Genomic DNA, 21,716 nt, shown 5'->3' with positions numbered 1-21,716 from the left:
GATTGTTGGTTTGGTCCGGCGGATCCCATATTTAACTTTTCAGTTAAGTTATGGCAGGGCGAGGCCGCTTGTCAAACCGGGAGGCCGGACCGGCCGTGTTTCGGCGGAGCCAAAGGGAGCAGCCACCTCGACGCCCCATCGTCCTACTCCCGGAGCTTCCGCTCTTCCTCCTCCTGCCCTTCGGCCCAGTTGACGGCAGCCGCGGCTTCCTTCTGCCACGTCTCCACGGCGGGCTCTTCCGTCGGCTTTTGAGTCGATGTACCGGCGACGGCGGGTTCCTCCGGATCGATGCGCCGTTCTTCCTCGGGCTTCGGTGGCACGTCCTCGGGCTTCAGCGGCGTGGCAGAAGAACTTGCCTCCTCTTTGCGACGTGGCCGCGTTCGCGTCATGGCCAGGGACTCGTCGCCCGGAAGCGCTCCCATATCCTCCGGCTCGTCTTCATCCAGAATTTCCTCGATCCGCGACGTCTCGCCTTCGAGCCGCGTAACTTCTTCGTCGAAGCGAGCCTTGAATTTCGCGAGGGCGCTTTCGAGGCGGTCCATATACCTCTCGTCGAAGCCTTCCGGCAGTTCGAAGCCACCGCCAGCGTTGTCCTGGCCTGCCGGCGGTACCGCCGGCAGGCCGCGTGCGGTGCCGCGCATGAGCCACAAGGTGGAGGCCGAAACAGCCTCGCCCATGCGACCGCTGATCAGGAGGTAGGTCAGCATCTGATAGGCCGTATAAAGGGCGAAGTTGACCTTGCCGTCAGCGATATGGAGGTTCGGATGCTTGGTGATGAGCAGGCTGGGGGTATGGTCCGTGTGGGTCGCGTTCGCCGGCAGCCCCTCCGGACGCTCGGTCGTTACGAGATCGAACGCACCTTCTTGAAAGGCGAATTCGAAGGCCAGGTTGATTCCGGACGGGATCGTGCCGACGAGTGATCCCCCGAGATAGCTGCCAAAGGTCCTGATCGCGGATTCGACGTTCATCGAATTGTCGCGCAGCCGTGCCAATTCGACCAGAAATGCCGTCACGTAGTAAGGGATATAATCAGACAGCAGTGCCGGGATGCGGATGGCGCCCAGGGAGTTCAGTGTGCCGATCAGGGCCGCCGCGCCCAGCAGGCCGGGAGCGGCGATCGTCTTCGCCCGCTGTTCCTCCTTCGTGATGAGCTCGACCTGCGCCATGACGTTCTTGATCAGGGGATCGAGCAATTCGCCGATTTTCTGGATGCCCGATCCCACCTGATCGAGCAGTTGGCTTTCCGCATCGCCGATCCGGCCACCTTCCTCGTATCGTTCACGGGCCGTCCGGACCACCGACCAGAGGCCGCTGGCGAATTTGTAGTGATCGCGGATCAGCCCGGGCACATCGGTGTCGTCAGTGGGCACGGCTACGCCGCCGCTGTTCAGGTGCGCCATGCGGACGGCATCATTCGCCAGCCAGCGTCGGACGAAGTCCAGTGTCTCGGGGTCATCTCGGCCCGCTTCTCCGGCGGTCTTGCGCCAGGCCCAGTCCTTCATCTTCTGGTATTGATCGGGAAAATTGGATGCCATGAACAGGGCGAACTCGGCCGTCGCCACGATGGCGGGGAACCATTTGCTCTCATTGACCTCGATCGCCGCTTCGGCCGGCCCCTGGATAGCCGTGTTCTCGGGATGCTCGTCGGCATAGGCCTTGATGAAGGCCTGGGTGGCATAGAAAACAGCCGGCAGGAACCAGATGAGATGACGATCCCGGAAGTTGTTCTTCCAGAGTCGGGCATTCAAGGCGGGGTTGAGCAGCAGGCCGGTCATCTGTGTGACCGTCCGGGCATAGGCACCGCCCAAAGCGCCGGTATACAGCCAGCTCGCGGGTCGTGTTTCGTTCGAATAGACGAAAGGCAGCGGGATCAGCGCGAATGATGCGACCGTCCCGGCAATGACGCCGAGGCGCTCGCGGGGCGTCCGATCATAGGCGATCGAGCCAAGGTCGGAGACGACCTGATCCAGCTGATCGGTGACCTGCTTCTTTGCGAAGACCAGATCCGGGTCGGTGTCGTCGCCCAGATCTCCCACCATGGCCCGCATCTGGGCAAAGACATCGCGCATCGTGCTCAGCACGTTCTGCGGATCGGAGACGTCTGCATCGCCGCTGCCGTCGAATTCGAGGCGGCGAAGCTGGTCTCTGAAGTCGCGAGACGAGATCAGGTCGGTGTACATCGTCGTCCCCTTCCAGAGCCGGTTCAGGCCGGCCGGCTTGGTCGGGGGTACGATGGCGTCTCTCGCCGCCGCCTGGGCGGCCTCGATCACCGCATCGGGATCTCGTGCGTAGCGAATTAGGAGCTGAGGGTCTACCTGCGTGACCGCCTGCAGCCATGCGGTGAGGTTTGCGGGAAGCTCAAGCCCGCCCTGCTCGAGATCTCCGGCCGGCCGCTTGCCGCGCGCTTTGGCGCTCAGGGGCGGCGGCGGGCGCAGGGGGTCACGCGGAGCCACGGTGATCTCATCCGGCTGCGCCTGCCGGCGTGCCAGATCTGCCGATGAATCAGCTGGAGGCTCGGGATCCAGAACCTTGGTGATGCCCGTATCGCTCATGAGAACGTCTCCTTGTCTGCAGCACGATCCGGCGTAATGCCGCGTCGACATCGGAGACTTTGATAATCAAGGCACGAGGTTGTTTCCCAATGCGGTCTTGATATTGCCCGATCAGGCTTATGCATGCCCGGGCAAGTGGCTCGGAAAAGACCGGGAGTCGATCTCGAAGGCCGTTGGCATAAGACCAACGGTCGAAAATATTGACTCGTCATCCCGTGCGCGCTGCGGCGCGAAGTGCCGCTGCGCAGACACGGGATCTCGGCGCGATCCCAGAGAGATCCCGTGTCTGCAGCGCATTGCATGCTGCGCCGCGCACGGGATGACGGGTCGTTGTTTATGATGCTTGGCACAAGACCCCAGCGCCGGCGGCTGCTTCAGCCCGCCGGCGCCGGTACCGATCTCAGCGGAACACCACCGTCTTGGCGCCGTTCAGCAGCACCCGGTGCTCGGAGTGGTATTTGAGCGCACGCGCCAGCACCACGCTCTCGACGTCGCGGCCGATGCCGACCCATTCGTCGGCCGAGGCGGTATGGTCGACCCGGAGCACGTCCTGGTCGATGATCGGGCCTTCGTCCAGATCGTCGGTGACGTAGTGCGAGGTGGCGCCGATCAGCTTGACGCCGCGTGAATGGGCCTGGTGATACGGCTTGGCGCCCTTGAAGCTGGGCAGGAAGGAGTGGTGGATGTTGATCACCCGCCCCTCCATCTTCCGGCATAGGTCGGAGGACAGCACCTGCATGTAGCGGGCGAGGACGACGAGGTCGATCTTCTCCTCGTCCACCATCTCCAGCAGCCGCCGCTCCTGCTGCGCCTTGTTGTCCCGGGTCACCGGCAGGTAGTGGAACGGGATGCCCGCGGCGGCGACCCGCTGGTAGCTGTCGCGGTGGTTCGACACCACGGCCGGGATCTCGATCGGCAGCGACCCGATCTGCACCCGGTACAGGATGTCGTTCAGGCAATGGTCGAACTTCGAGACCATGACCAGGGCGCGGATCTTGCGGTCGGCGTCGTGCAGTTCCCAATCCATGCCGTAATCGGCGCCGATCGGGGCGAAGCCCTCGCGCAGGGTATCGATATCGGCGGCGCCCTCCACCGCCTCGACCACCACGCGCATGAAGAAGCGGCCGGTGTCGCGGTCGAAGAACTGCGCGCTTTCGAGGATGTTGAGGCCGGAGCGGAACACGAAATCCGAGATCCGGGCGACAATGCCCGGGACGTCGGTGCAGGAGAGCTTGAGGATCAGCCGTTTCGCCATGGGGTGCCGCGTCGTCTCGCTGAAGGGCCGGCGGGCCGGCCGTGAAGCAATATTCGACACCTAACACGGCAGCGGCCGTCGCCTGCGGCTTGATTGCGACGGCCGGATGCCTGGGGCCGACGCGGCCCCGACTGGCTCGGCGATTCCCGGCTAGGCGGTCTCCCGGTACGGCACCAGGTCGGGCGTGGTCCCGTCCTTGAAGTCGACATGGACGTGGTTGCCGTCCGGGTCGTGGAAATTGACCTGGACCAGCCCGCTGCGCGGCGGGCTGCCCAGCTTGGTCTCGATGCCCAGGCCCTTCAGATGGGCCAGGAAGTTGTCGAGATTGCCGCTGCTCTGGAAGGCGAAATGCGACAGCTGCACCTGCTCCGGATGCAGGTGCTCCTTCACCTCGACCAGATGCACCACCGCCTGGTCACCGAGATACAGCCAGGCGCCGGGGAACGGGAAGTCCGGCCGCGGCCCCGCCTCCAGGCCCAGCGCGTCGCGATAGAAGCGGATCAGGCGCTTCTGGTCGGCGGTCCAGATGTTGACGTGGTCCAGGCGTGTCAGGCTGGTCATGGGCGCTCTCCCGGCTGGGTTCCCTTGAATGGATTGCCGCCAGCATAGACCCTGATTGTCGGACGAAAGAAGCCGGAACCGCGTCGCTTGATCCCACGACCCCTTGCGCCGAGGGGGGCCGCGGCGCGACAACCGAAGGCAAGAACCGGCGCGGCGACGCCGGCGACCGTCAGGGAAGGAAGCGCCATGAAGGCCTATGTCATCGGGACCTGCGACACCAAGGGCCGGGAGCTGGCCTATGTCCAGGCGCTGATCGAAGCCCGCGGCGTCGAGGCCGTGCTGGTCGATGTCGGCACCCGGCCCGGGGAGATCGGGGCCGATGTCCCGCGCCCGGACGTGTCGGCGCAGGAGGTGGCGCGCCACCATCCGGATGGACCCGATGCCGTGTTCAGCGACGACCGCGGCCGGGCGGTGGCGGCGATGGCCCAGGCGCTGCGGGGCTTCCTGGCCAGCCGGGCGGATGTCGGCGGCGTCATCGGTCTGGGCGGGTCCGGCGGCACGGCGCTGATCACCCCGGCACTGCGCGACCTGCCGGTCGGGGTGCCGAAGGTCATGGTCTCGACCGTCGCCTCCGGCAATGTCGCGCCCTATGTCGGGCCGGCCGACATCATGATGCTGTATTCGGTCACCGACGTGTCCGGGATCAACCGCATCTCGCGCGCCGTACTGGGCAACGCCGCCCATGCGCTGGCCGGGATGGTGGCCCATCCGGCACCGAAGAGCGACGCCGACAAGCCGGCGATCGGCCTGACCATGTTCGGCGTCACCACCCCCTGCGTCGAGCAGGTCAGCCGGGCGCTGGAGGGCGAGTACGACTGCCTGGTCTTCCACGCCACCGGCACCGGCGGCAAGTCGATGGAGAAGCTGGTCGAATCCGGCCTGATCGGCGGCGTCATCGACATCACCACCACCGAGGTCTGCGACCTGCTGTTCGGCGGCGTGTTCCCGTGCGGCGAGGACCGGTTCGACAGCATCATCCGCACCCGTGTGCCCTACGTCACATCCTGCGGCGCGCTCGACATGGTGAATTTCGGAGCGATGGAGACGGTGCCGGAGCGCTATCTGAAGCGGACCCTCTACGTCCACAACCCGCAGGTGACGCTGATGCGGACGACGGTAGAGGAAAATATCGAGATCGGCCGCTGGATCGGTGCCAAGCTGAACCGGATGGACGGGCCGGTCCGCCTCCTGATCCCGGAGGGCGGCGTGTCGCTGATCGACGCGCCGGGCCAGCCGTTCCACGATCCCGCCGCCGACGAGGCCCTGTTCCAGGCGCTGGAGGCGACGGTGCGGCAGACTCCGAACCGCCGGCTGGTCCGCCTGCCCCATGCGATCAACGACCCGGCATTCGCCGCAGCCCTGGTGCGCGAGTTCCGCGCCATCGCCCATCACTGAGGACGCTGCCATGACCCGTTTCGCCCGCGCCGACCTCCTGGCCAAGTTCCGCGGCATGGTGCAGCGGCGCGAGCCGATCGTCGGCGGCGGCGCCGGCACCGGCCTGTCCGCCAAATGCGAGGAGGCCGGCGGCATCGACCTGATCGTGATCTACAACTCCGGCCGCTACCGCATGGCCGGCCGCGGCTCGCTCGCCGGCCTGCTCGCCTATGGCAACGCCAACGAGATCGTGGTCGAGATGGCCCGCGAGGTGCTGCCGGTGGTGAAGAACACTCCGGTCATCGCCGGAGTCAACGGCACCGACCCGTTCCTGCTGACCGACCATTTCCTGGCCGAGCTCAAAGCCATGGGCTTCGCCGGGGTACAGAACTTCCCGACCGTCGGGCTGATCGACGGGCTGTTCCGCCAGAACCTGGAGGAGACCGGGATGGGCTACGGCCTCGAGGTCGAGATGATCGCCCGCGCCCATGCGCTGGACCTGCTGACCACGCCCTATGTGTTCTCGGCCGCGGAGGCGGTGGCGATGGCCAAGGCCGGAGCCGACATCATCGTGCCGCATATGGGCCTGACCACCGGCGGGTCGATCGGCGCCGAGACGGCCAAGACGCTGGATGACTGCGTCGCCCTGGTCGACGAGTGGGCCGCGGCGGCGCTGGCGGTGCGGCCCGACATCATCGTGCTGTGCCATGGCGGCCCGATCGCGATGCCCGAGGACGCGGCCTATGTGCTGCAGCGCTGCCGCCACTGCCATGGCTTCTACGGCGCCAGCTCGATGGAGCGGCTGCCGACCGAACAGGCCCTCACCGCCCAGACCCGCGCCTTCAAGCAGGTCTCGTTCTGAGTTTACAGGAGGATTTCACGGCAATGTCACCTTCCTCATTTGTCATCCTCGGGCTTGACCCGAGGATCCAGGGGCTTTCAAGAGCCGCTCTCGGTGGCCCCTGGATTGCCGGGTCAAGCCCGGCAATGACAATAAAAGTGTAGTCAGCACCTAGATCTGCAACCCGAAGAGCTTAACCGGACAGCCGTGGCCAAGCCCGGCAATGACATCAAAAAATAATCACCGCGACACCGCACCATCCCTGGAAGGAAACGACCATGATCCGAGTGACCACCAGCAGCGTGATCAACGCCCCGGTCGAGACCGTGTGGCAGGCGATCCGGGACTTCAACGATCTGCCCGGCTGGCATCCCGCCATCGCCAGCAGCAAGGTCGAGGACGGCGGCAGCGCCGACCGCATCGGCTGCATCCGCAGCATGGAGCTGGCCGGCGGCGGCGGCACCATCCGCGAGAAGCAGCTGACCCTGTCGGATGCCGAGCACAGCGTCACCTATTCGATCCTCGCCTCGCCGATGCCGGTCGAGAACTACGTCGCCACGCTGCGCCTGCTGCCGGTCACCGACGGCAACCGCAGCTTCGCCGAATGGACCGCCGAGTTCGACGTCGCGGCCGATAACGAGGCGGCGATGCGCAAGCTGATCGGCCAGGACGTGTTCCAGACCGGCTTCGATTCCCTCAAAAAGCGCTTCGGCGGCTGAGCCGCCGCGTCTTTACGCCGGGGTGCACCCGATGCAGGGTGCGCCCCGATCGGAACCAGGTGCAGGGCCATGACCGAGATCGACGATACCGCGCAGATCCGCGCGGTGAAGCGGGAGCTGCGCAGCGCCATCGGCGACGTCGCCGCGGTCTGGCGGCGGCTGGAGGATGCGGTGCGGCGCGAGGCCGACGCCATCCGCGAGATCGACGCCCAGGGCAGGTCACCGGTGCCTGTGGTCCGTTTCGGCGACATCGTCGAGAACAATGTCCCTGCCGAAACGGTGGCCGAAATCCATCGCCGCGGCGCCGCCCTGATCCGCGGCACCGTCGACCGCGACCAGATCACCCGCTGGAACGACGCGGTCGCCGCCTACATCGACGACAATGGCTATGCCAGCCAGAAGGACGACGGCAATCTGCAGAAATACTTCGGCGGGCTGACCGCCAAGACGCCGCAGATCTTCGCCATCTACTGGTCGCGGCCGCAGGTCGAGGCCCGGCAGCATCCGAACATGGCGACGGCCCGGCGCTTCATGAACCGGCTCTGGCGCTTCTGCGACACGGGCGACGAGGCGACGGCCGGCCGGATGTTCTTCGACCCCGACCGCGAGGTCACCTATGCCGACCGGGTTCGCCGCCGTCAGCCGGGTGACACCACGCTCGGCCTGTCGCCGCATATGGATGGCGGCTCGATCGAACGCTGGCTCGACCCCGGCTATCGCCGCGTGTACCGCACCATCTTCAGCGGCGACTGGGACCGGCACGACCCGTTCGACGGCGAGTTCCGGGTCGAGGCGCGTGAGTTCCCGGCCCCCAACACCAGCACCTTCTTCCGCTCCTATCAGGGCTGGCTGGCGCTGACCCGCCAGGGCAGGACCGACGGCACGCTGCAGGTGGTGCCGATGATCCGGCATTCGATCGCCTACCTGCTGCTGCGGCCGCTGCTGGACGACGTGCCCGAGGATCTGATCTGCGGCGCCGCCCGCGGCAAGGCGCAGGCGATCCTGCCGCAATGGCATCAGCCGCTGATCGATTCCCAGGTCTCGATCCCTACCGCCGAGCCCGGCGACACCGTCTGGTGGCATCCCGACTGCATCCACGCCGTCGGTGACGAGCATCGCGGCACCGACTATTCGAATGTGATGTTCATCGGCGCCGGCCCGCTCTGCGCCAAGAACGCCGAATACGCCGCCCGGCAGCGCGGCCGCTTCCTGGCCGGCGAGACCCCGCCCGACTTCTCGCCCGAGCATCGCGAGAAGGCCTATCGCGGCCGCGGCACCGAGGCCGACCTGACCGATCTCGGCCGCCGTCAGCTGGGGCTGGAGTCCTGGCCGACGGAGGGCCTGTCCCCCGCCCGCGCCGCCCTGATCCGCGAGGCTGCCGCGACCGCGGGCTGAGGCGCGGCGCTTCGCGTTGCCGCGACGGTGCGGTCCCCGACCGTGATCTGACCCGAAATCCTCCCCGCTTCAGGACGGCCGGCGCATCCGCGGACTCGACTCAAGCGCCGTCTTCGTCTAGAACAAAACACGAACAATCAACTCAGCGAGACCCCCTGATGGCCGCGAGACCCGCCGCGACGATGCCGATGGATTCGCTGTCTCGAATCCGTCCCTTTACCCCTGCCCGCCCCGACATCCGAGGAGCTGTCCGCCCGATGCGTCCGATCCGGGACATTCGATCCCAGTCCGATCTCGAGGAGGCGGTGCGGCGCTGCGAGCTGCGCTGGCGCGCCCTGGAGCGGGGGCTGCGCGAGGACGAGATCGCGGCGCTGCTGTCGCTCGGCCTCGACCGGGCGGAGGCGCAGCTGCGCGCCCTCGGCCCGCATGATTAGACGCCGCCGGATGGCTGGGCTAAGAACGGCCGATCCCGACCGGAGACCGGCATGGCCCAGCCCGACCTGTTCACCGACCGCGGCGCCGTCTTCAGCGACTGCGGCCGCTATCGCACCCTGCTGTGGCGGCGCTGGGACCCATCGGTGCCGCCGGCCAATTTCCTGCTGCTGAACCCGTCCACTGCCGACGAGCTCAAGAACGACCCGACGGTCGAGCGCTGCGAGCGCCGGGCGCGGGCGATGGGCTATGGCGGGCTGATCGTCACCAACGCCTTCGCCCTGCGCTCGACCGACCCGAAGGCGCTCTACGCCGAGCCCGACCCGGTCGGCCCCGGCAATCCGGAGGCGATCGTCCAGGCCGCCCGCGCCGCGGCGCTGGTGGTCTGCGGCTGGGGCCGGCATTGCGACGCCGTGCGCCCCGGCTGGGGCCGCGCGCTGCTGCGGATGCTGGCCGAGGAGGCCGGGGCGGTGCCGCACGCCTTGGCCATCACCTCGGACGGCTCGCCCAAGCACCCGCTCTATGTCGGCTATGCCGTGCAGCCGGCGCCGGTGCCCGCGGCCGTTTGAAACTGTCAGTCGCGGCCCTCGCCACTGCCGGCGCGCCGTCCTAAGATCGGCCCGATCCGAGGGTCCCGTCGGGCCTGACCGCCGCCCCTCCCGGATCGCGAGGGGGATGCATGCTCCAGGCCACCAGGGACCGTCGCCCGCTGTCCAGCCGCGATCCGGACCGCGAGCGCATGCCCGGCCTCGCGGTCGCTTTGCATGCTCTCGGCATCCTGCTGTTCGTCGCCGGGCTGCTGAGCGGCGCCATCCTGGCCCGCCGGCTGTTCGGCACCGCCGACCTGCTCGGCCAGGTCTCCGCCCTGATCCCCGACCGGCCGACCGACATGCTGGGCTTGCCGGACGCCCGCATCGCCCAGCTGGCCGACATGATCGGCGACGGGCCGGGCTTGAGTCGGCAGCTGCGGGTCGAGGCCTGGACCATGGGTGTCGGCGCCGCGATCTCCGGGCTGGTGCTCTGGCTGCTCTGCGCCGGCCTGGCCTCGGCCCTGTCCCGGCTGCAGCGGATCGAGGCGGCGCTGCGGCTCGTCCGCGCCCCGCGCCAGGAATTCACGAAGGAATAACGCATTCTGTCCTATGCCCGCACCGAACCGGCCATCGCCCTCAAGAAGCACCGGATTCGGAGGTGGAGCATATGACCGGAGGCCAGTGCCGCGAGCCGCCCGCCGATATCGCCGGATGGGCCGGCCGCTACCTGGAGCGGCTGGACCAGCCCTTCGACGACTGGGAGGCCGATTTCTTCCGCCGCGGCTGCAGCTTCCTGTCGCGCCGGATGGCCGCCGGCGCTGCCTCCAGCTGGCGCTCCCTGAGCCTGCCGCCGGACCGCCGCGCCGAAATCTACTCCGGCCCGCTCGCCGCCCGGCCGCTGACGGTCGACGAAACCGAACGGTTCCGCGGCATGCTGGAGCGGATCGCGCGGGGGGCGTGACGGTCAGTGGATGGAGGGACGCCCGCCGCAACAAGGCCGCGCACGGGCGCCCAACCTGTCACAGCACGAAATCGCCGGCCTGCAAGGTGGTCGCGCTGACGACCACGATCGACATGTCCGCCACCTTGTCGCCATTCAGATCGGCCTGCACGACCTGCAACCCGCCGCTGATCGCCACCCGCAGCTCGTGGCCGGCGCCGGTGAAGGCGCCCCCGCCGAGGAAGGTGAAGCTGGTGTCGCCATTCCCGGCATTGCCGTCGGCGTCGATGGCCCCCAGGTCGATCCGGTCGGCCTCGCCATGCGAAAAGTCGTAGATGGTGTCGCGCCCGGCCACGGCCACGGTGCTGTCGCCAAGGGCCTTGTAGACGAAGATGTCGGATCCGGTGCCGCCCTTCAGGATATCGGCCCCGCCAGCCCCGACCAGCACGTCGTTTCCATCCATGCCCCAGAAGGCGTTGGCGCCGGAGTTGCCGGTGATCGTGTCGGACTGGGCCGACCCGAGCGCATTCTCGACGCCGCTGTAGCTGTCCCCGGCCGCTTCGCCGCCGCTGCCCGCGCTGGTGGTGAGATTGACCGTCACCCCCGCAGTCGAGGACGCGTAGTTGACGACGTCCATGCCGGCGCCGCCTACCAGCACGTCCGCCCCGATCCCACCGACGAGGGCGTCGTTGCCGTCACCGCCGTCCAGGGTGTCGGATCCGCCTTCGCCGTAGAGGGAATCGTCGCCGCCACCCCCGTTCACCGTATCGTTTCCGAGGCCGCCGTAAAGGCGGTCCGCCCCGGCCAGGCCCGACAGCGAATTGGCGCCGGCGTCGCCGAGGATGAGATCGTCGAACGCCGAGCCGATGACATTCTCGACGCCGACGAAGCTGTCCCCCGCCGCTTCGCCGCCCGTGCCACCGGACGCCAGGCCCAGCACGACCGCAGCCGCGGCGGCCGAATAGCTCGCCGTATCGTTCCCGGCGCCGCCATTCAGCACATCGGCTCCGGCGCCGCCGACCAGCGTGTCGTCACCGTCGCCGCCCTGCAGCGTGTCCGCGCCGGCCTCGCCATTGAGCACATCGTTGCCGGCAGCTCCGGCAAGCACGTCGTTGCCGTCGTGTCCCCACAGCGAATTGTTGCTGCCATTGCCGGTCAGGGTGTCGTTGAAGGCCGACCCGCCGAGATTCTCGATCCCGGTCAGCACGTCGCCTGCGGCGTCGCCGCCGGTGTTGACGTTGCTGGCGATGTTGACGGTCACTCCGCTCTGGGATCCCGCATACTCGGCCCGATCGGTGCCGACGCCCCCATCCAGCTTGTCGGCCCCGGCGCCACCGTTCAGGATGTCGGCACCGTCGCCGCCCGACAGCGCGTTTGCAGCGGCGTCGCCCGACAGGGTGTCGGCGTAGGAGGAACCGATGATGTTCTCCACGCCGCTGAGCCAGTCGCCCTGCGCGTCGCCGCCGCTTCCCGTGCCGGTGTAGAGGCTGACCGTCACCCCGGCCGTCACCACGGAGACGCTGTAGGTGGCGGTGTCGATCCCGGCACCGCCGATCAGCGTGTCGGCACCCTGGCCGCCGTCGAGCAGGTCATCGCCATCGCCGCCGAGCAGCGTGTCGTTGTCAGTGCCGCCCTGGAGTTGGTCGTCGCCGTCGCCGCCGAGCAGTGTGTCGCTGTCGGCGCCGCCCTTGAGCTGGTCGTTGTCGGCGCCGCCATCGAGGAAATCGTTGCCCTTGTCGCCGAGCAGGAGGTCATCGCCACCCAGGCCAAGAAATCGATCACTGTCCGGACCAGTGAAATCGGCGATGATCGTGTCATTGCCGTTAGTGGCAATAATATTATAATAGCCCGCGGTGTATTCGGATCCGATTGGCAGGACATACTGGTAATGATACGTCATGCCATTGACAATATCCGTGGTCCAGTTGACGGTAACGCCCAGCTGGCCCGGGGTATAGGGAAGATAACTCAGATCGAGGACAGTGGGATCGGACATCATTGTCTCCTTGGGCATTATTGCTTTGATGTCAAATGTGGTCGCCGGACGCTGCATATCGGTGAGCCAGAAAGGTCAGCCGGACGCGCCGTATATCATTTTATGTCAGGCAATGCCGCGCAGGCAATTCGCTGGATGCGACCCTCGCCCGGCGACAGTGCCACCTTCCCGGCGTCGGGACCAGCGCGGAAGGGTGATAGGGTCGGACGCCATGGCGACGGAAAACGAAAAGGCGCCATCCCGGATGGAGATGGCGCCTGAATTCGTGGCCCCGCTTCGCGAACTGGTGGGCGCAGTAGGGCTCGAACCTACGACCCGCTGATTAAGAGTCAGCTGCTCTACCAACTGAGCTATGCGCCCGTTCGCTCGGGACGGCCGGTGATATAGCCGCCGCCCGGACCGGTTGCAACCCTTTCTTCACGAAAGCCTCAACCTTTGTCGGCGCCCTCCCCCGGCGCGGCCGACAGCAGGCGCCGGCCGGATTCGCGCTGCTGGCATTCCAAAAGGATGTCGCGGGCGATCGGCGCGGCATATTCGCTGCCGCCGCCGCCGTGCACGACGATCACCGAGCAGGCGTAGCGCGGCGCGCCGACCGGGGCGTAGGCGACGAACCAGGCATGGTGGCGCTGGTTCCACGGCCAGTTGTCCGGGTTCACCCCGGAGGCGCGCTCGGCCATGCTGATGCGGCGGACCTGGCTGGTGCCGCTCTTGCCGCCCATCTCCATGCCCTTCTGCTTGATCTGCGACCGCTTGCCGGTGCCGCGGGTCATCACCGCCACCGTACCCTCGATCACCGTCTCGATATGGCTCCTGGCGATGCCGATCGACGGCACGTCCGGCACCTCGGGCATCACCTCGTCGCCGACCGCCATCACCAGGCGCGGCACCACCGCCTTGCCACCGTTCACCAGCCGCGAGGTCATGGTGGCCAGCTGCAGCGGCGTCGCCAGCACATAGCCCTGGCCGATGCCGGCGATCAGCGATTCTCCGAGCTGCCAGGAGGTGCCCATCGCGCCCTCCTTCCAGGCCTTGGTCGGCATCAGCCCCGGCCGCTCGTTCGGCACGTCGATGCCGAGCTTCTGGCCGATGCCGAACTTGTTCGCGCCCTCGGCCAGCCGGTCGATGCCGAGCCGCCGCGCCATCTCGTAGAAATAGACGTCGCAGGACTGGGCCAGCGCGTCGACCACGTTCAGGCTGCCATGGCCGCCGCGCTTCCAGCAATGGAAGCGGTGGTCGCCGAGATCGACATAGCCGGGGCAGAAGACGCGCTGGTCCGGCGTGACCACCCCGGCCTCCAGCGCCGTCGCCGCCACCGCGATCTTGAAGGTCGACCCCGGCGGGTATTGGCCGTTGATCACCTTGTTGTTGAGGATGCCGTACGGATCTTCGACCAGGCGGCGCCAGTCGGCCGTGCTGATGCCGTTCGGGAACAGATTGGCGTCGTAGGACGGGTGCGAGGCCATGGCCAGGACGTCGCCATTGTGCACGTCCATGATCACGGCGGCGGCGCTGAACTCGGTCTTCAGCCGCTCCATGACGTAGCGCTGCAGCTCGAAATCGATGGTCAGCCGCACCTCCTGGCCCGGCTTGCCCTCTTCCCGGTTGATCTCGCGGATCACCCGGCCGACGGCGTTGACCTCGACCTGGCTCGAACCGGCGACGCCGCGCAGGCCGGTCTCGTATTGCCGTTCGACGCCCGATTTGCCGATGCGGAAGCCCGGCAGGCTCAGCACCGGCTCGCCGGTCAGGTCGGCCTCGGCCACGGCGCCGACATAGCCGATGATATGGGCCATCTCGACGCCGAAGGGATAGCGCCTGGATTCGCCGACCTCGATCGACAGGCCCGGCAGCTCCGGCCCGTTGACGTCGATCCAGGAGACCTGCTCCCAGCTCAGGTTCTCCTTCACCGTCACCGGCACGAAGGCGCGGCGGCGCTTGACGTCGCGGACGATGCGGGCCAGGTCGGCGTCGGTCAGCGGCACCCCCTGCCCCAGCCGGCCGAGCACGCTCTGGATGTCCTTCGCCTCCTCCGCCACCAGCACGACCCGGAAGTTCTGGTCGTTGACCGCCAGCTGAGCGCCGAAGCGGTCGGTGATCAGGCCGCGCGACGGGGCCAGCAGCCGCATGTTGATGCGGTTCGATTCGGCCAGAACCTTGTAGCGGTCGCTCTCCTCGACCTGGAGGTAGTACAGCCGGCCGCCCAGCACGCCGAGCAGGCCGAGCTTCAGCCCGCCGAGGGCGAAGGCGCGGCGGGTGAAGCCGCGGGAGCGGTCGGTGTCGCGCTCCATGGCCTAGTCCGCCGCCCGCAGGAAGCCGCGATGCACCTGGATGAACAGCCAGGCCAGCGGCGGGAAGATGGCGACGGTCAGCACCAGCCGGATCAGCAGCGGCTGCGGCGGCACCACCGCGACGTCATAGAGGCTGACGCCGATCCATTCGACCACGGTGACGACGGTCGCCAGCACGGCATAGCCGAGCCACAGCACCGCAAACGGCCGGCCGACCAGGAAGCGGCGCTGGCGCAGCAGCACCCATTGGCACAGCAGCAGGATCGCGGCGTGCAGCCCGATCGGCGAATCGGTCAGCGCGTCATGCAGCAGCCCGACCAGGAAGATCAGCCACATCGGCATCAGGTCGGGCCGGTGCACGCCCCAGTAATAGACCGAGGCCAGCGGCAGCAGCGGCGCGATCGCGCTGTAATAGGGCAGCTGCGTCGGCGTCACCCCGACCAGCACCAGGATCAGCGTCACGGCCCCGGGGGCGGCATGGCGGGCGGCGAGGTCGAGCTTGTGCAGCAGGTCCCCGGTCATTGCGCGAAGCCGGGCACCGGCTGCATCGCCATCCCGGGATCGAGCGCGCGGAAATCGACGACCTTGACGTAGGGCACGGCCTCCAGCGCCTCGATCGGCTGGATCCGCACGGCGCTGTCCTGGGCGGCGGCGACGATGCCGACCGGCAGGCCGGCCGGGAACATGCCGCCATTGCCGGAGGTGACGATGCGGTCGCCGACCCGGATCGAGGCGTCCGGCGGCAGGTACAAAAGCCGCGGCCGGTCGGTGTTGTCGCCGCCGATGATGGCGCGCTGCTGGGTGCGCTCCACCACCACCGGGATGCGGGCGTTCAAGTCGGTGATCAGCAGCACCCGGGCGGAATGATCGCCGGTCTGCACGATCCGGCCGATCAGGCCGCGGCCGCCGAGCACCGCCTGGCCGTCGCGGATGCCGTTGGCGGAGCCGAGATTGATCGTCAGGCTGCGCACGAAGGCGCCGCCATTGTCGGCGACCACCCGGGCGGTCAGGAAGGAATGGGCTGAATCCGGCGTGTAGTTCAAGAGGTTGCGCAGGGTCAGGTTCTCGGCCTCGAGCCGGAAGGTGACGTCCTGGTACTGCCGCAGCGTTGCCACCTCCTGCCGCAGCCGGGCGTTCTCGCCGCGGATATCGGACAGGCTCTGCATCTCCGTCACCACCCGGGCGACGCTGGCGGCCGGGCGCGACATGGCGTCCAGGATCGGCGCCACGGCGTCGACCACACGGGCGCGTGCGCCGTCCAGCAGAACGGCGTCGATCTTGCCGACCATCAGGAGGCTGATCGCGGCGAACAGCAGCAGGCCAAAGGAGAATCGGTGCGCCACGGCCCTGATGGCCGCGATGCGAACCCCCGGTCTGCTCCGCTGCATCATCCGCATGTCCCGTCCGCCCAAGACCGGATTCCTGAAAGGCAGAGTACTACCGTCTTTCCGATTTCCCCAGTATGCACCGGGGCGCCGATCAGTACATGTTGATCAACACGTGCTTGAGCGTCTTCATCTCTTCCAGCGCCCGGCCGGTGCCCAGCGCGACGCAGGTCAGCGGATCGTCGGCGATCGACACCGGCAGGCCGGTGGCGTGCCGCAGCACCAGGTCGAGATTGCCCAGCAGCGAGCCGCCGCCGGTCAGGACGATGCCCTTGTCGACGATGTCGGCGGCCAGTTCCGGCGCGGTGTGCTCGAGCGCCACCTTCACCGCCTCGACGATCTGGCTGACCGGCTCGGACAGACTCTCGGCGATCTGGCGTTCGGAAATCACCAGCTCCTTCGGCACGCCGTTCAAGAGGTCGCGGCCCTTGATCTCCATGTACCGGCCCTCGCCATCCTCCGGCGGGGCGGCGGAGCCGATCTCCTTCTTGATCCGCTCGGACGAGCCCTCGCCGATCAGCAGGTTATGGTTGCGCCGGATATAGGCGATGATCGCCTCGTCCATCTTGTCGCCGCCGACGCGGACCGAACGGGAATAGACGATGCCGCCGAGCGACAGCACCGCGACCTCGGTGGTGCCGCCGCCGATGTCGACCACCATGCTGCCGGTCGGCTCGGTCACCGGCAGGCCGGCGCCGATCGCCGCCGCCATCGGCTCCTCGATCAGGTAGACCCGGCGGGCGCCGGCGCTCTCGGCCGATTCCTGGATGGCGCGGCGCTCGACCGCGGTCGAGCCGGAGGGCACGCAGACGATCACCTCCGGCGCCGCGAAGCTGCGCCGGTTGTGCACCTTGCGGATGAAATGCTTGATCATCTCCTCCGCCACCTCGAAATCGGCGATGACGCCGTCGCGGAGTGGGCGGATGGCGGTGATGTTGCCCGGGGTGCGGCCCAGCATCTGCTTGGCCTCGTCGCCGACCGCCAGGACCTGCTTCTTCCCTCGGATGTTGGCGATCGCCACCACCGACGGCTCGTTCAGGACGATGCCGCGGCCCTTGACATAGACCAGCGTGTTCGCCGTGCCCAGGTCGATGGCCATATCGGCCGAGAGGAAACCGAAGAAGTTGAACATGCGGCCGTGATGTCCTGTCAGCCGGGCTCGGCTGGGCGGGTCCAGAGCGAGGGGCGGGAGCGGCGGGCCGATCCCGCCGCCGCGTTGCTTTAGACCAGCGCGGTCGGAGTCTCAAGCGGAGAGTCTGGCGGAATCATGGCAGCCGGGATCACCCGATATCACATGCCGCGCTCGGCCATCGACCCGCTGATCCCGATGTCGCGCGGCGCGGCGCACTGCCCCGGCCGGCGATACAGGCAGATCTCGCTGGGGCAGCTCTCCAGCCGGTAGCCGGTGTTCGGCGGCATCTGCTGCGGCCGCGCCATCACATAGTTGAAGGACGGGGCCGACCGCCACAACCGCCGGGTGTCGTCGCCGAACCAGAACACCGGCACGTCGCGGTGCAGGGTGGTGTAGCCCGGCAGGTCCCACCACGGCGTCAGCAGGCCGACGCCGCACAGCGTCTCGCGGTCATGCAGCGCCGTGGCTGTGGCGATGCCGGGGGCGACGCGGCTCCATTCCGGGCCCCAGCGGTCGCTGGCCGACAGCAGGCCCGAGGCCAGCACCCAGGCGGCGCAGAGCACGGCCAGGGGAATCCAGCGCGGCCCGCGCGCCCAACGTTCGGCGGGCCAGCGTTCGGCCGCCAGCCCGGCCAGGCGCCGGGCCAGCCGCTCGGTGCCCAGCGCGGCGAGGATCAGGAAGAAGGGCAGCGCCGGCAGGACGAAGCGGTATTCCTTGTGGGCGACCAGGCTGTGCGACAGCACCACCGCCAGCGGCACCGCCACCAGCATCGGCTGGCCGCGCGCGCCGAGCACGATCAGCGCCGCCATCGGCGCCAGCCACCACGACCAGACCCGGACATATTCCTCGAAGTAGAAGCCCAGCGGCATGACGCCGAAGCTGTGGCTCTTCTCCTCGACGATGTTGATCCAGAAGTTCTTCAGCACCGACTGGAACGGCCAGCCCAGCGTCGCCCAGTCGAGCAGCCCGTTGCACAGCACCACCGGGACCAGCCCGGCCAGCAGCATCGGCCGCAGCCGGCCGCGCCAGTCGCCCCGGCTGGCGACCACGGCCGCGGTCAGGATCGCCGGCAGCAGGTGGAAGCGGAAGACGAAGACCAGGCCGAACAGCACCCCCGCCCAGATCAGCCGCCGGCGGTCGCCCGCCTCCGCCGTCCAGGCCAGCCAGCAGCCGATCAGCAGCAGGCTGGTGGCGATCGATTCGGTCAGCGCCGTCGGCGCGTAATAGACCAGCTCGAACCAGATCGTGGCGATGAAGGCCGCGGTCAGCCCCGCCGTCAGCCCGGCGATGCGCCGGGCCCAGAGGAAGGCGACTGCCGGAATGCTCAGCGACAGCGCCGACCACAGCGCCTTGGAAACGCCGAGATAGGAGGACGGGTCGTCGCTGACCCAGGACACCGCCTTCATCAGCCCGGCCAGCATTCCCGGCAGCAGCCAGGAGCGGATGCCCTCGCGGTACTCCCACGGCACCATGCCCTGGCCGAAGGCCAGCCGGTGCGCCTGCTCGTAATACTGGAACAGCTCGTCGGCGTGATGGATGCGCGGAAGGGCCAAAGCGAGGACGAAGCGGAGCAGAAGCCCGAGGGTCAGCAGCCCGGCCAGGCCGACCACCCAGCCGGGCCAGCGGTCGAGGACGCCGGGCCGCGACGGATACGGCAGGGCAACCGAGGCAGCCGCGGAGCCGACCGGCCGACCCAGGTAGCGATCGGAGACGGAGGGCTCGACCGATCGCCGTTGCTCCGCAGTGTCGTCGGTCATGTCGCTCCGAATCGGGCCGAAATATTGAGTATTGCTGCCTATAACACCGGCAGGCCGGTTTTCGTCTGCAAAAACCTCGCAAAAATCATCATATCCAGGATCTTGTTGAGAGTTTGTCCGCGCCTCCGCCGAAAGATGGCGCGGCGCCGGATTAAAATCGCTGGCGGCTGCGTATATGGGTCATGAAACGCCGCAAGGATGATTTCGACGTCATCGCCGAGCTGCCCGGGCTGAAGCGCTACGCCCTGGTCCTGACCCGCGATGCCGCCGAGGCCGAGGACCTGCTGCAGGACACCCTGCTCAAGGCCTATGAGGGGCGGCGCGGCTGGCAGCCGGACCGGGCGCTGCGCCCGTGGCTGTTCTCGATCATGCACAACGCCCATGCCTCGCGGCTGCGCGGCCGCCGGGCCGAGGACGCCCGCATCGCCCAGGCGACGGAGTTCGCCCCCCGATCCGGGGCGCCGAGCCAGGACGCCCGGGTCCAGCTGGCCCAGGTGCAGCGGGCCCTGCTGACCCTGCCGGAGGAGCAGCGCGAGGCGCTGCTGCTCGTGGCGGTCGAGGAGTTCCGATACCAGGAGGCCGCGACCATCCTCGGCATCCCGCTCGGGACGCTGATGTCGCGCCTGGGCCGGGCCCGGGCGGCGCTGCGCGAGACCGTCGGCAGCGCCGAAGCACCTGCGAACCGCACCGACGGACCGACCCCGCCGCATCTCCGGCTGGTGGAGTAACAGCCATGCCCCGAACCACCCCCACCGAAGCCGAGATCCAGGCCTATATCGACGGCGAGCTCGACCTGCCGCGCCGGATCGAGATCGAGGCCTGTCTCGAGGCCAACCCCGCCCTCGCCGCCCAGGTGATGGCCGATCTGCGCCTGCGCGACGCGCTGCGCCTGGCCTTCGCCGAGGATGCCGGCATCCGCGTCGCCAGCTACGAGAATGCCCGGCTGCTCGGCCGCGCCGTGCGCTGGCGCCGGCTGGCCGGCCGCCTGCGCCGGGTGGCCGCGGTGGTGCTGCTGGTCGGCATCGGCTGGGGCGCCCAGTCGATCCTGGGCGTCACCCGGATCGACAGCGCCTCGGCGAATATCCCGGCCTATGCCGACGAGGCCGGCGACGCCTACCGCACCGTGCTGTACCGCCATCTGGTCGACCCGGCCGAACCCAAGGGCGGCGTCAAGCCGGAGGACCTGGCCAAGGCGCCGATCACCCTGCCCGACCTGCCGCCGGGCTGGTCGATCCGGTCGATCGAGGTGGTGCGCTGGGACGGCGGCTCCGGCTTCGAGGCGACGATCGACACCGACCGGTTCGGGCTGGTGACGCTATTCGCCGCCACCACCGACAGCTTCGACGTGCAGCCGCCGCAGGCGCAGCGGCCGAAGGACGTCACCGTCGCCTATTGGCAGGTCGGCCCCTCGGTCTACGCGCTCTGCGCCGAGGCGAAGGCGGACGACCTGCTGGCCGCCGCCAACGGCCTGGCCGACACCCTCTACTGAACGATCCCCAAGGAGAGACCAACCCCATGAACATGCCGCAATATCAATGGCAGACGACGGCGCGCCCGACGGCCGCCGAGCTCGATGTCGGCCTGCGCCAGCACATGCTGCGCGTCTACAACTACATGGGCCTGGGCCTGGTCCTGACCGGCCTTGTGGCCTATCTGGTCAGCAGTGTTCCCGCGATCTATGGGCCGATCTTCGGCAGCAATCTGAAATATGTCGTGATGCTGGCCCCGCTGGCCTTCGTCTTCTTCCTGTCGTTCCGCATCCACGCCGTCTCCTCCTCCACGGCGCAGCTGGTGTTCTGGGCATTCTGCGGCGCCATGGGCCTGTCGATGGCCTCGATCTTCCTGGCCTTCACCGGAACCAGCATCGCCCGCACCTTCATGATCACCGCGGTCATGTTCGGCGCGATGAGCCTGTACGGCTACACCACCAAGGCGGACCTCTCCCGCTTCGGCTCGTTCCTGATGATGGGCCTGGTCGGCATCATCATCGCCTCGATCGTCAACATCTTCCTCGGCTCGACCGCGCTGCAGTTCATCGTCTCGGTCGCCGGCGTGCTGATCTTCACCGGCCTGACCGCCTGGGACACCCAGCGGATCAAGGAAGAATACGCCGAGCATTACGGCAGCGAGAGCCTGAACAAGATGGCGCTGATGGGCGCGCTGTCGCTGTACCTGAACTTCATCAACATGTTCCAGCTGCTGCTGAACCTCACCGGCAGCCGAGAGGAGTAACCGCGTGTACGACACCGAGAAGCAGGCCATTGACGACCTCTTCGTGAAGCTGGCGCGGGCCGAGCGTGACGGCGGCCCGCGCGACGCCGGTGCCGAGGAGCTGATCCGGCGCCGCCTCGCCGAGCAGCCGGCTGCCGCCTACTACATGGCCCAGGTCATCCTGGTGCAGGAGCAGGCGCTGGCCGCCGCCCAGGCCCAGATCAACGAGCTGGAGCGGCGCGCCGCCCAGCCGGCGGCCGGCGGCTTCCTGGCCGGCCTGTTCGGCGGCGGCCAGCAGCAGCGGCCGCAGCCGGGCGCCTCGCCCTGGGGCCGGCAGCAGGCCCAGCC

General features: G+C 68.1%; 21 protein-coding genes and 1 tRNA gene. 12 read left to right on the top strand and 10 right to left on the bottom strand.

The window, feature by feature from the left end; translation table 11 throughout:
* Positions 1-143: 143 nt before the first annotated feature.
* The 3 genes from AB4Z01_RS22290 to AB4Z01_RS22280 form a co-directional block, all read right to left on the bottom strand.
* Entirely contained in the window at positions 144-2,552 is a 2,409-nt protein-coding gene (locus AB4Z01_RS22290) for a hypothetical protein (RefSeq protein WP_441697691.1), read from the bottom strand.
* Between the two features lie 400 nt (positions 2,553-2,952).
* Positions 2,953-3,807: a formyltetrahydrofolate deformylase gene (purU, locus tag AB4Z01_RS22285; protein ID WP_441697690.1), complete on the bottom strand. Its 855-nt coding sequence runs from the start codon at positions 3,805-3,807 to the stop codon at positions 2,953-2,955.
* Positions 3,808-3,957: 150 nt separating this feature from the next.
* On the bottom strand, positions 3,958-4,368 hold the full coding sequence (locus AB4Z01_RS22280) for a VOC family protein (RefSeq protein WP_441697688.1): 411 nt from the start codon (positions 4,366-4,368) through the stop codon (positions 3,958-3,960).
* Between the two features lie 186 nt (positions 4,369-4,554).
* On the opposite strand from AB4Z01_RS22280, the gene AB4Z01_RS22275 reads away from it, so the two are divergent.
* The 8 genes from AB4Z01_RS22275 (at position 4,555) to AB4Z01_RS22240 (ending at position 10,620) form a co-directional block, all read left to right on the top strand.
* Entirely contained in the window at positions 4,555-5,763 is a 1,209-nt protein-coding gene (locus AB4Z01_RS22275; protein ID WP_441697686.1) for a Tm-1-like ATP-binding domain-containing protein, read from the top strand.
* A gap of 10 nt (positions 5,764-5,773) precedes the next feature.
* On the top strand, positions 5,774-6,604 hold the full coding sequence (locus AB4Z01_RS22270; protein WP_441697684.1) for a phosphoenolpyruvate hydrolase family protein: 831 nt from the start codon (positions 5,774-5,776) through the stop codon (positions 6,602-6,604).
* 257 nt (positions 6,605-6,861) lie between these two features.
* Entirely contained in the window at positions 6,862-7,302 is a 441-nt protein-coding gene (locus AB4Z01_RS22265) for an SRPBCC family protein (protein WP_441697682.1), read from the top strand.
* 69 nt (positions 7,303-7,371) lie between these two features.
* Positions 7,372-8,697, top strand: coding sequence for a YbiU family protein (locus tag AB4Z01_RS22260; RefSeq protein ID WP_441697681.1), 1,326 nt, complete (start codon positions 7,372-7,374; stop codon positions 8,695-8,697).
* A gap of 257 nt (positions 8,698-8,954) precedes the next feature.
* Complete coding sequence (locus AB4Z01_RS22255) at positions 8,955-9,131, top strand: hypothetical protein (protein ID WP_441697679.1); 177 nt, start codon at positions 8,955-8,957, stop codon at positions 9,129-9,131.
* Between the two features lie 51 nt (positions 9,132-9,182).
* The gene (locus tag AB4Z01_RS22250; RefSeq protein WP_441697677.1) at positions 9,183-9,698 is read left to right on the top strand and encodes a DUF1643 domain-containing protein; all 516 of its coding nucleotides are present in this window, start codon (positions 9,183-9,185) and stop codon (positions 9,696-9,698) included.
* A 110-nt stretch (positions 9,699-9,808) separates the two neighbouring features.
* Positions 9,809-10,255, top strand: a complete 447-nt coding sequence (locus AB4Z01_RS22245; protein ID WP_441697675.1) for a hypothetical protein — start codon at positions 9,809-9,811, stop codon at positions 10,253-10,255.
* A gap of 71 nt (positions 10,256-10,326) precedes the next feature.
* Positions 10,327-10,620 (top strand): hypothetical protein, encoded by a 294-nt coding sequence (locus AB4Z01_RS22240; RefSeq protein ID WP_441697673.1) that lies wholly within the window; start codon positions 10,327-10,329, stop codon positions 10,618-10,620.
* A 58-nt stretch (positions 10,621-10,678) separates the two neighbouring features.
* Here the strand turns inward: AB4Z01_RS22240 and AB4Z01_RS22235 are convergent, their stop codons facing one another.
* From AB4Z01_RS22235 to AB4Z01_RS22205, 7 genes are all read right to left on the bottom strand, one after another.
* Positions 10,679-12,595 carry a calcium-binding protein gene (locus tag AB4Z01_RS22235; protein ID WP_441697671.1) on the bottom strand — a complete coding sequence of 639 codons (1,917 nt, stop codon included), beginning with the start codon at positions 12,593-12,595 and terminating at the stop codon, positions 10,679-10,681.
* 284 nt (positions 12,596-12,879) lie between these two features.
* Positions 12,880-12,955: transfer RNA gene (locus AB4Z01_RS22230), tRNA-Lys, on the bottom strand.
* Positions 12,956-13,023: 68 nt separating this feature from the next.
* Complete coding sequence (gene mrdA / locus AB4Z01_RS22225; RefSeq protein ID WP_441697669.1) at positions 13,024-14,883, bottom strand: penicillin-binding protein 2; 1,860 nt, start codon at positions 14,881-14,883, stop codon at positions 13,024-13,026.
* Positions 14,884-14,886: 3 nt separating this feature from the next.
* Positions 14,887-15,405, bottom strand: a complete 519-nt coding sequence (mreD, locus tag AB4Z01_RS22220; RefSeq protein ID WP_441697667.1) for a rod shape-determining protein MreD — start codon at positions 15,403-15,405, stop codon at positions 14,887-14,889.
* On the bottom strand, positions 15,402-16,226 hold the full coding sequence (mreC, locus tag AB4Z01_RS22215; protein ID WP_441697665.1) for a rod shape-determining protein MreC: 825 nt from the start codon (positions 16,224-16,226) through the stop codon (positions 15,402-15,404). The genes mreD and mreC overlap by 4 nt, the downstream gene beginning before the upstream one ends.
* Positions 16,227-16,362: 136 nt before the next feature.
* Positions 16,363-17,400, bottom strand: a complete 1,038-nt coding sequence (locus AB4Z01_RS22210) for a rod shape-determining protein (RefSeq protein WP_429228616.1) — start codon at positions 17,398-17,400, stop codon at positions 16,363-16,365.
* A gap of 158 nt (positions 17,401-17,558) precedes the next feature.
* Positions 17,559-19,157, bottom strand: coding sequence for a hypothetical protein (locus tag AB4Z01_RS22205; RefSeq protein ID WP_441697664.1), 1,599 nt, complete (start codon positions 19,155-19,157; stop codon positions 17,559-17,561).
* A gap of 182 nt (positions 19,158-19,339) precedes the next feature.
* Here AB4Z01_RS22205 and AB4Z01_RS22200 point away from each other — a divergent pair, with 182 nt between their 5' ends.
* From AB4Z01_RS22200 to AB4Z01_RS22185, 4 genes are all read left to right on the top strand, one after another.
* Positions 19,340-19,885: a sigma-70 family RNA polymerase sigma factor gene (locus AB4Z01_RS22200; RefSeq protein WP_441697662.1), complete on the top strand. Its 546-nt coding sequence runs from the start codon at positions 19,340-19,342 to the stop codon at positions 19,883-19,885.
* Between the two features lie 5 nt (positions 19,886-19,890).
* A complete protein-coding gene (locus AB4Z01_RS22195) occupies positions 19,891-20,646 on the top strand; it encodes an anti-sigma factor family protein (protein ID WP_441697660.1) in 756 nt (251 codons plus the stop codon).
* 26 nt (positions 20,647-20,672) lie between these two features.
* Complete coding sequence (locus tag AB4Z01_RS22190) at positions 20,673-21,389, top strand: Bax inhibitor-1/YccA family protein (RefSeq protein ID WP_441697658.1); 717 nt, start codon at positions 20,673-20,675, stop codon at positions 21,387-21,389.
* A gap of 4 nt (positions 21,390-21,393) precedes the next feature.
* Positions 21,394-21,716, top strand: a 323-nt coding sequence (locus AB4Z01_RS22185) for a DUF2076 domain-containing protein (RefSeq protein WP_441697656.1), incomplete at its 3' end; no start/stop codon positions are given.

Origin of the sequence: Inquilinus sp. YAF38, assembly GCF_052113205.1 — a bacterium.
Lineage (GTDB): Bacteria > Pseudomonadota > Alphaproteobacteria > DSM-16000 > Inquilinaceae > Inquilinus.
Note: the sequence above shows the minus strand (reverse complement) of the source record. Positions and strands in the feature narration are given on the sequence as shown.

What these genes read in the sequence shown, in the direction of transcription:
- AB4Z01_RS22290 (WP_441697691.1), bottom strand. Translation starts at nt 2,552, where the DNA reads ATGAGCGATACGGGCATCACCAAGGTTCTGGATCCCGAGCCTCCAGCT.
- purU (WP_441697690.1), bottom strand. Translation starts at nt 3,807, where the DNA reads ATGGCGAAACGGCTGATCCTCAAGCTCTCCTGCACCGACGTCCCGGGC.
- AB4Z01_RS22280 (WP_441697688.1), bottom strand. Translation starts at nt 4,368, where the DNA reads ATGACCAGCCTGACACGCCTGGACCACGTCAACATCTGGACCGCCGAC.
- AB4Z01_RS22275 (WP_441697686.1), top strand. Translation starts at nt 4,555, where the DNA reads ATGAAGGCCTATGTCATCGGGACCTGCGACACCAAGGGCCGGGAGCTG.
- AB4Z01_RS22270 (WP_441697684.1), top strand. Translation starts at nt 5,774, where the DNA reads ATGACCCGTTTCGCCCGCGCCGACCTCCTGGCCAAGTTCCGCGGCATG.
- AB4Z01_RS22265 (WP_441697682.1), top strand. Translation starts at nt 6,862, where the DNA reads ATGATCCGAGTGACCACCAGCAGCGTGATCAACGCCCCGGTCGAGACC.
- AB4Z01_RS22260 (WP_441697681.1), top strand. Translation starts at nt 7,372, where the DNA reads ATGACCGAGATCGACGATACCGCGCAGATCCGCGCGGTGAAGCGGGAG.
- AB4Z01_RS22255 (WP_441697679.1), top strand. Translation starts at nt 8,955, where the DNA reads ATGCGTCCGATCCGGGACATTCGATCCCAGTCCGATCTCGAGGAGGCG.
- AB4Z01_RS22250 (WP_441697677.1), top strand. Translation starts at nt 9,183, where the DNA reads ATGGCCCAGCCCGACCTGTTCACCGACCGCGGCGCCGTCTTCAGCGAC.
- AB4Z01_RS22245 (WP_441697675.1), top strand. Translation starts at nt 9,809, where the DNA reads ATGCTCCAGGCCACCAGGGACCGTCGCCCGCTGTCCAGCCGCGATCCG.
- AB4Z01_RS22240 (WP_441697673.1), top strand. Translation starts at nt 10,327, where the DNA reads ATGACCGGAGGCCAGTGCCGCGAGCCGCCCGCCGATATCGCCGGATGG.
- AB4Z01_RS22235 (WP_441697671.1), bottom strand. Translation starts at nt 12,595, where the DNA reads ATGTCCGATCCCACTGTCCTCGATCTGAGTTATCTTCCCTATACCCCG.
- mrdA (WP_441697669.1), bottom strand. Translation starts at nt 14,883, where the DNA reads ATGGAGCGCGACACCGACCGCTCCCGCGGCTTCACCCGCCGCGCCTTC.
- mreD (WP_441697667.1), bottom strand. Translation starts at nt 15,405, where the DNA reads ATGACCGGGGACCTGCTGCACAAGCTCGACCTCGCCGCCCGCCATGCC.
- AB4Z01_RS22210 (WP_429228616.1), bottom strand. Translation starts at nt 17,400, where the DNA reads ATGTTCAACTTCTTCGGTTTCCTCTCGGCCGATATGGCCATCGACCTG.
- AB4Z01_RS22205 (WP_441697664.1), bottom strand. Translation starts at nt 19,157, where the DNA reads ATGACCGACGACACTGCGGAGCAACGGCGATCGGTCGAGCCCTCCGTC.
- AB4Z01_RS22200 (WP_441697662.1), top strand. Translation starts at nt 19,340, where the DNA reads ATGAAACGCCGCAAGGATGATTTCGACGTCATCGCCGAGCTGCCCGGG.
- AB4Z01_RS22195 (WP_441697660.1), top strand. Translation starts at nt 19,891, where the DNA reads ATGCCCCGAACCACCCCCACCGAAGCCGAGATCCAGGCCTATATCGAC.
- AB4Z01_RS22190 (WP_441697658.1), top strand. Translation starts at nt 20,673, where the DNA reads ATGAACATGCCGCAATATCAATGGCAGACGACGGCGCGCCCGACGGCC.